Origin of the sequence: uncultured Aquimarina sp. (assembly GCF_947495315.1) — a bacterium.
Lineage (GTDB): Bacteria > Bacteroidota > Bacteroidia > Flavobacteriales > Flavobacteriaceae > Aquimarina.
Genome location: NZ_CANLYD010000003.1, coordinates 476,721 through 484,327 on the forward strand (window position 1 = coordinate 476,721; position 7,607 = coordinate 484,327).

The 7,607-nt window shown below is 32.7% G+C and carries 7 protein-coding genes; 1 reads left to right on the forward strand and 6 read right to left on the reverse strand.

Annotated elements, in window-relative coordinates; translation table 11 throughout:
• Positions 1-82: 82 nt before the first annotated feature.
• The 6 genes from udk to Q0910_RS08025 all read right to left on the reverse strand — a co-directional run bounded on the left by udk (position 83) and on the right by Q0910_RS08025 (position 6,694).
• Positions 83-691: a uridine kinase gene (gene udk, locus Q0910_RS08000; protein ID WP_299214575.1), complete on the reverse strand. Its 609-nt coding sequence runs from the start codon at positions 689-691 to the stop codon at positions 83-85.
• A gap of 96 nt (positions 692-787) precedes the next feature.
• Complete coding sequence (locus tag Q0910_RS08005; RefSeq protein WP_299214577.1) at positions 788-1,873, reverse strand: anhydro-N-acetylmuramic acid kinase; 1,086 nt, start codon at positions 1,871-1,873, stop codon at positions 788-790.
• Positions 1,874-1,919: 46 nt separating this feature from the next.
• Positions 1,920-2,672 (reverse strand): hypothetical protein, encoded by a 753-nt coding sequence (locus Q0910_RS08010; protein ID WP_299214579.1) that lies wholly within the window; start codon positions 2,670-2,672, stop codon positions 1,920-1,922.
• Between the two features lie 87 nt (positions 2,673-2,759).
• On the reverse strand, positions 2,760-3,242 hold the full coding sequence (locus tag Q0910_RS08015) for a cytochrome c (RefSeq protein ID WP_299214581.1): 483 nt from the start codon (positions 3,240-3,242) through the stop codon (positions 2,760-2,762).
• 3 nt (positions 3,243-3,245) lie between these two features.
• Complete coding sequence (locus Q0910_RS08020) at positions 3,246-4,367, reverse strand: PQQ-dependent sugar dehydrogenase (protein WP_299214584.1); 1,122 nt, start codon at positions 4,365-4,367, stop codon at positions 3,246-3,248.
• 44 nt (positions 4,368-4,411) lie between these two features.
• Positions 4,412-6,694 (reverse strand): TonB-dependent receptor, encoded by a 2,283-nt coding sequence (locus Q0910_RS08025; protein WP_299214586.1) that lies wholly within the window; start codon positions 6,692-6,694, stop codon positions 4,412-4,414.
• A 108-nt stretch (positions 6,695-6,802) separates the two neighbouring features.
• Here Q0910_RS08025 and Q0910_RS08030 point away from each other — a divergent pair, with 108 nt between their 5' ends.
• A complete protein-coding gene (locus Q0910_RS08030; RefSeq protein ID WP_299214589.1) occupies positions 6,803-7,417 on the forward strand; it encodes a hypothetical protein in 615 nt (204 codons plus the stop codon).
• Positions 7,418-7,607: the final 190 nt, after the last annotated feature.

Genomic DNA, 7,607 nt, shown 5'->3' on the forward strand with positions numbered 1-7,607 from the left:
CAGGAGTGTTCCTTAGCTTTTCGAAATAGCGTTTTAGCTTCAATTTAAATTAAATAATTTTTAGTTTATAAAGGTACAAAAGTTAATTCAAGCGTTCTTTCACAATGGTACGAACAATATCGATGGCAACATTATTGTAATTGTTGTTAGGAATAATCAGATCTGCAAACTCCTTTGTAGGATCAATAAATTGCTGATGCATAGGTTTTAGGGTGTTTTGGTAGCGATCTAAAACCTCTTCCATGTCTCTACCTCTTTCTGCAATATCGCGTTTTAATCGTCTGATCAGGCGTTCATCGCTATCCGTTTGCACATATATTTTGATATCGAACATATCCCGAATCTTAGGATTTGTAAGGATCAAAATTCCTTCTACAATAATTACTTTGCTGGGTTCAGTCTTAACAGTTTCCTTAGTTCGATTGTGCTCAACAAATGAATATACAGGTTGCTCAATCGTTTCTCCTTTTCTTAAGGCATTGAGATGTTCTCCTAATAGTTCAAAATCTATAGATTGTGGATGGTCAAAGTTGATTTTAGTTCTTTCTTCGTATCTAAGATGACTAGTGTCTTTATAATATGAATCCTGTGAAATGACACACACTTCATTTTCAGGTAATTCATTCACAATTTGATTCACAACAGTCGTTTTTCCGCAACCTGTTCCTCCAGCTATACCAATAATAAGCATTCCCAATTATTTTTTGACAAATTTAGAAATAGTTATTGAGTTATCGAGTTTTTGATCGATAGAGTTTTTTATAAAAGGTTAGAAGAAATTGAAACATTAATGTGGATAGTAGATAACTCCTGACGAAGAATCTCTTTTTGCACCAGTAACAGATTGTAGGCAATTCAGCTCATTCCTATCTCTTAACACTCCCATAAATGCAAAAATTAAAGCTTCTTTATAATCTATAATATTCGTATCTGGTATAATAACTGTAGAGGATTTTTGCAATTTTTGTTGTAAAACTTCTATCAAAAAATCATTTTTGGCACCGCCACCAGTGATCAGAAGCGATGAATCTTCTTTATGGGTTTCTTTTATGGCATTAGCGATCTGCGATGCAATATGATGAATAGATGTGTGTAGTAAATTTTCAACAGAATCATTAGTGTTTTTGATAATTGGAATGACTTTCTCTACAAACCATTCGTATCCAAGTGATTTGGGATATGGCTCCTTGTAATATGCCAAATCATTTAATGCTTCTAATACTTTTTTATTTAATGTTCCCGTCTTGGCAAGTTTTCCTCTATCATCATAATCAAGATTTATTTTGGAGCAAATAAGATTCAGTAACATATTAGCTGGAGAAATATCATAAGCAATTCTTTTATCATTAAGTTCAAAAGAAATATTACTGATACCTCCTAAGTTGAGACAAAAATCATAATTGCTAAACAGTAGCGCATCTCCGATTGGAACTAAAGGAGCTCCCTGACCACCAAGAGCTACGTCATTAGTTCTAAAGTCACAAATCACTTTTTGATTACAAGAATTAGCAATATGTTGACCAGAACCAATCTGATAGGTTAATCCAATTTCCGGCTGATGATAAACCGTGTGACCGTGACTTGAAACAAAATCTATTTCCAAATTGTTTTCTTCAATAAATTGTTTCACCTGGGTACCCAACCAGGATCCATAATTGTTATGGAAAGTTAATAACCTAACTGCATCAAGATTTACCGTGTTTTTTAAACTATTTTTAAGTTCTGTGTCGTAATCTACACTCTTGGTTTTAGTGATAGAAAAAGTCCAGGTATCCTGCTGTTTTTCTATTTGACAAAAGGCAATGTCCAAGCCATCTAATGAGGTTCCGGACATTAATCCAATTACTTTATATGTTTTAAGAGGAATTGACATTTATGAATGCAAACTAATCAAATATTTTTAACAATATTCTTTTTACTTAGTTATATTTATTGATGTATTGAAGGTCAAGTTTTTCTGGATCAATTTCTACTATCGCTTTTTTGTAATAAAAATCAATGATCTCATTTTCCAGATATGTCTTAATTTCATTGACACTCTTTTTTCTAAATAAGGAAAATATATATGCAGCTTCAGCTTTTTTGAATTCCGTAATAAGTTCATCTGGATTTTCGACAACATTTATGCCTTTATATCCGTCAAATTTTTTCTTCATCCAACGATGACTAGCCAATCTGATTAAACTTTTTTGTCTTTCTTGATTTAAAGAATCTATCTCCTTGGTATTTGTGGGATCTTTCTTTTTTAAACGGTCTACTATAGTTTTTGCTTTGATGTATTGTCTTTCAAGCTTGAAATCAATACGTTTCATGTCTCTTTTTAACTTTTCTACAACATCATAAAGAGCTCCGTTGTACATGATCACAAACTCTTCATAATTATATAATGCATCAAGAAATAAGATTGCCTTTTTCCGATATACTCTAGGGAAAGCTTGTTTTTTAGCATCTATAAAAAGCTCATTAAGCCCAGTTTGTATTTCTTCTGGAATTCCGGAAAATTTAGGGCTGTTTTTTATTTTTCTAAGTTGGTCCGTTATGTCCATTCTTGACCCTTTATATACTATGGATCGGTACTTAAATCTATATCTATTGGGAGAAATGTCTTCTAGTTCTTGGTTATAAGCGTTTAGGCTTATGAAAAGTATAACAAAAAATAAAAGGGATTTCATAAATCTTGGTTTCTACAGACTTTCCGAATATGTTTTATAAAGGATATAAAAAAATGTTAACGTAAATTATACAGTGATTGTTATGTTTCATTTCTTAACTGCGGTTACTTCTTCTGGTGTAACCATCTTTTTTTGTTTGTTACCCCAGCTGTTCATGATGTAATTCATAACATCTGCAATTTCTTCATCTTCTAGTCCCAAGGGAGTCATAGCGCTGTTATATGACTCTCCATTAACTTTTATAGGGCCATTTAACCCGTATTTTATAGAATGAATACTTTCTTTACGTTTGTTTACTAACCAATCTGATCCTGCTAATGGAGGAAAAACCTTGGGTGTTCCTTTGCCGTCGTGTAAATGACATTGCATACAGAAATCAACATAAATTTCTTCACCACGTACAATGCTCTTTGATAATTCGGTTTCCTGATTGTCTACCTTCATATCAGTAACATATACATTATTCGATGTTCCTTGTTTGGCTAATACAGAAATACAGAATATGATAGAAATAACTTCTAGGATCAGTATTTGCTTTAAACGTTTTCTTATTTTTAATTTAACAAACATCAACTATGATTTTGGGATGATTTTTACAATTCCTTTGTTTTCTATGGCAACATAAATATAACCATCTGGACCTTGACGTACATTACGTACTCGACCAATATCTTCAGCTATTTTTTTTCTACTGATTACTTTATTCTTATCCAATTCCACTAATTCCAAATATTGAAATTTTAGAGAGCCAACTAGTAGATCATTTTTCCAATCAGGATATTTGTCACTAGTCACAAAATCCATTCCGCTTGGAGCGATAGAAGGAGTCCAGTAATATATAGGCTGTTCCATACCTTCTTTGCTGGTTATATCTGTAATGGAGGATCCACTGTAATTAATTCCATATGTAATAATGGGCCATCCATAGTTTACTCCTTTTTGGACAATATTAATTTCATCACCTCCTCTAGGGCCGTGTTCGTGAACCCATATTTTTCCATCTATGGGATTGATTGCCATTCCCTGAGGATTTCTATGTCCGTAAGAGAAGATTGCTTTTTTTGCTCCTTTTTTGCTTACAAAAGGATTGTCATCAGGAATACTTCCGTCATCATGGAGTCTATAAACTTTTCCACCATCTCTGGTAACATCCTGAGGGTTTTCATCTCTATTTCCCCTATCTCCAATACTGAAATAAAGATACCCTTCATTATCAAATTCTATTCTGGATCCAAAATGGTGTCCACGAGTAGTATTGGGTGTTCCTTTATACAATTTTTCAATAGAAGTTAATTGGTTATTCTGGAGTTTAGCTCTGATCAATGCAGTATGTCCTCCTTTTTCAGATCCTTCTTTGGAAGAATATGTAATGTATAGCCATCCATTTTCACTGTATTTAGGATGAAGCTCAATATCTAATAATCCTCCCTGATTACGATTATACACTTCAGGGACATTGCCGATTTGAGTTTTGGTTCCGTCTTTATAATGAATTAATTCACCACTTTTTTCTGTAATAAGCATACTTCCATCTGGTAACCAAACCATACCCCAGGGAATTTGTAAATCGGGAACGACAATTTCGGTAGTATAATTTTTTGGATCAGCATCTATCTGGATGTCATTTTTCTTTTCTTGGGCACAGGAAAAGAGGGTGCTAAGTAGTACTATTTTTAGAAATACAAAATTCTTCATTGTGATGATTGAGTTTACTTCTGAAAAGTACAAATAAAAATTATTTATAATCTATATTTTATGTTAATGCCTCCATACGTATTAAAAGGTAATCCCGGATAAAAATACCTGGGAGCATTACTCCCAAAACCTCTGGCATTAATCTGTAATTGAGAAGCGTATTTTATGTCTAAAATATTATTAGCTCCTAAAAAGATATCATAGGAGACGTATTTGCCAATATTGTTTTTGTACCCTATTTTACCATGTAATAATTCATAATGATCGTTAAATACTGAATTCTGATCATTTGCAGGAATTTTTCCAACGATCTGAAAATTAAGATTTCCGTATATTCCTTTTTTAGTGATCAGATCAATCCCTAAATTAATAACGTGTGATGGAACACCAGTAAGGTCATTGCCAGAAAAATCCTCATCAAAATCTACAAAATCGTTAAACGTATAATCATTGATAGATGTATTAGCAAATAAATTGAGCTGTCTCTGATTCGATCTCAATAAGCTATAATTTAGTGTTCCTTCTATTCCGTTATGAATTGTTTTTCCGGCATTAATTGCAAAGAAATTATCCTCTTCAGTTCTTCTGGCGACTAATAAATCTTTAACTCGTAGAGAGTATACGGAAAGAGAGCCGTATAATTTACTTTTAAAAAAAATATAACGAGTACCAATTTCATAGTTCCATCCGATTTCTGGTTGTATATCCGGATTGAATTCACCATCTGGTAATAAAGTTTCTGAAGTAGTAGGAGTAGAGAAACCATGAGCTATGTTTCCAAAAAGAATAAAATTATTATTTAATTGATAATTCGCTCCAACTTTTGGAGAGAGAATTGGATCAAAATCAAATTTCCCAGAACTATCATCACCATCACCCAAAAAATTGTCATTAATATCAAAAAATGTTTGATTTAGATGTATCCCAAAATTAAATAGAAGTTTATCATTTGCTTTAAAATTAGTTTCTGCAAAAAGATTATAGTAATTCCTTTTCTCATCAAGATCTGAAAGCTGGTTGCCTAAAATGCTACCAGTGCCAGCAGGAAAATCTTCATAGAGGTTATCAAAAGTTTTACCATTATAAAAGTCTAAAAAAAGTTCGCCACCAGCTGTCCAATTCCATCTTTTTTTGAATAGGGTAGTAGCACCAACGATTCTACTTCTTATACCGATCGTATTAGATTTTTCTTCTAATATATTAAATGGTCTTGGTTCATAATTATTTCTGAAAGAAGTAAATATACTCGTATGTTGCGAAAATAATGGGCTATAATCATGTTTCCAGGATAGTCCCAGAATTCCATACGTAACATCTTCAAAAGCTTGAGATTGTCCCCAAGTAAAAGCTGCTTGCCGTGGATTGTTATCAAAACCTTCCTGATCCAAAGAGCTCGGAATTCCAGCCTTTAAATCAACATAGCTAGCAATAATGGAGAAGTTATTTTTCTCTCCAGAATATATAGAAGAAGTAGCAGTGACTGTATTTCTATTATACCTGTTATTATCTCGGTATCCACTAAAATGATTATTACTATAAACGATATTAAGATTTGATTTTTTTCCTCCAATAGCAATTTTCGCAATGTTTCTACTCAATCCGTAACTTCCTAAGGAACTAGAAAAGAAAGCCTCTGTAGCTTGACTATCTATAAATTCTGGTCTTAACAAGATAGTTCCTCCTAAGCCAACACCATAACTACTAGACGAAGGTCCTTTATGAATGTCAATTCTTGAAATTGAAGCTAGTTCCAGATCTTCAATAGATGATTCTCCATTTCCATCTGTTAGAGGGATCTCTCCGAAATATGTTCTAATATTTGCTGTACCAAATAAATTTCGAGCACCAATTCCTCTTATAGTAATCCGATTGGTATTGAGTGTACCACTTTGCATAAAAACTCCAGGAACTTTATTTAGAATTGGGTGCAACTCAATAGTATTACCACGCTCAATTTCTTGCTTACTTACAATAGCAACTGCATCAGTTGCATATTTCTTCTGTAATAGAATGGATTGACTATTTATTAAGACCTCTTGTAATAGATTTATGTCAGGGTTGAGGGATATGGTAATGCTCTGATCATTAGTCACTGTGATCTTTTTAGTTTGATATCCTAAAAAAGAAATTTCAATAGTTCCGTTACTAATAAGTTTAAAGGAACCATTGTTATTAGAAAGTGTTTTGTTTCCTGTCTTTACATCTACTATAGTAGCATTTTTTATAGGAGTCAATGTGGTATTGTCAATAACTAATCCAGAAATGTTAAACTGAGCATTTGCTACATAACTAAGAAAAAAGAAAAAGAGTACTATTGTTTTTTTCAAAAGGTGGGATTTTGCTCAAATATCGTAAACTAATTAGGCATTGGTTCTTAAAAATAACTTATAATTGTAGTCAGATCAAAAATCGAAGTCAATTATATATGTTATTCAATGTTTAGAAAAATAATTTTCCTTTTTCTGGTTTTTGCCAGTACAATTTCTTTTGCACAAAGAATTAAAATCGATAAGAAAAAACTTGAGTTTCTAAAAAATGAAACAAAGATTGCTGTAAAACTTACTTTCCCTGAAGATCTCATCATTTTTAGTCTTCATCCTGAAAAGGAATTTATCGAGAAGATGAAGAGTAAGTATGGAAAGATAGATAAGAACAAAGGTGAAAAGTGGTTTGAAACCTATGAAAAAGCTAAAAAAGAAACTTGGCGTAATGCTTTTATTCAAGGAGTAAGCAAAAAATTAGATACTTATAGCGATTTAAAATTCGTATCTACAGAAGAAAAAACAAATTATACATTAATCATCGAAGCAGATTGGATATATACAGGATATGGAGGTAGTGCGAGTGTAGGTAGAGAAGAAGGTAAGCTTGAGACAACACTAAAATTTGTAAAAACAGCTCAGCCAGATTCATATGTATACAGTACACAAACGCCTAAAGTAATTGGGAATTATGCTTACGGAGAATTCGGAGATATAGAAAGAGTAAGAGAATGCTATGATAAGTTGGGGTATTTATTGGAACTTCAGTTAAAACGAATATTGAAATAAAATCTTTAAATAAATAATAGGTTTTAACAAAAGAGTTTGCTTATATTTGCACCCGCAAAAAGGATAACTATTTCGGGGTGTAGTACCGTGTCGAGCACGGCATAAACTCCTCTCGGTTATCGCGCCGCGTTTGGGACGCGGAGGTCGTCACGCTTGAGGCGTGACCACCCCCTAAAAATTAAAAAATGTT

What these genes read in the sequence shown, in the direction of transcription:
- Q0910_RS08010 (WP_299214579.1), bottom strand. Translation starts at nt 2,672, where the DNA reads ATGAAATCCCTTTTATTTTTTGTTATACTTTTCATAAGCCTAAACGCT.
- Q0910_RS08005 (WP_299214577.1), bottom strand. Translation starts at nt 1,873, where the DNA reads ATGTCAATTCCTCTTAAAACATATAAAGTAATTGGATTAATGTCCGGA.
- Q0910_RS08015 (WP_299214581.1), bottom strand. Translation starts at nt 3,242, where the DNA reads ATGTTTGTTAAATTAAAAATAAGAAAACGTTTAAAGCAAATACTGATC.
- Q0910_RS08030 (WP_299214589.1), top strand. Translation starts at nt 6,803, where the DNA reads ATGTTTAGAAAAATAATTTTCCTTTTTCTGGTTTTTGCCAGTACAATT.
- Q0910_RS08020 (WP_299214584.1), bottom strand. Translation starts at nt 4,367, where the DNA reads ATGAAGAATTTTGTATTTCTAAAAATAGTACTACTTAGCACCCTCTTT.
- udk (WP_299214575.1), bottom strand. Translation starts at nt 691, where the DNA reads ATGCTTATTATTGGTATAGCTGGAGGAACAGGTTGCGGAAAAACGACT.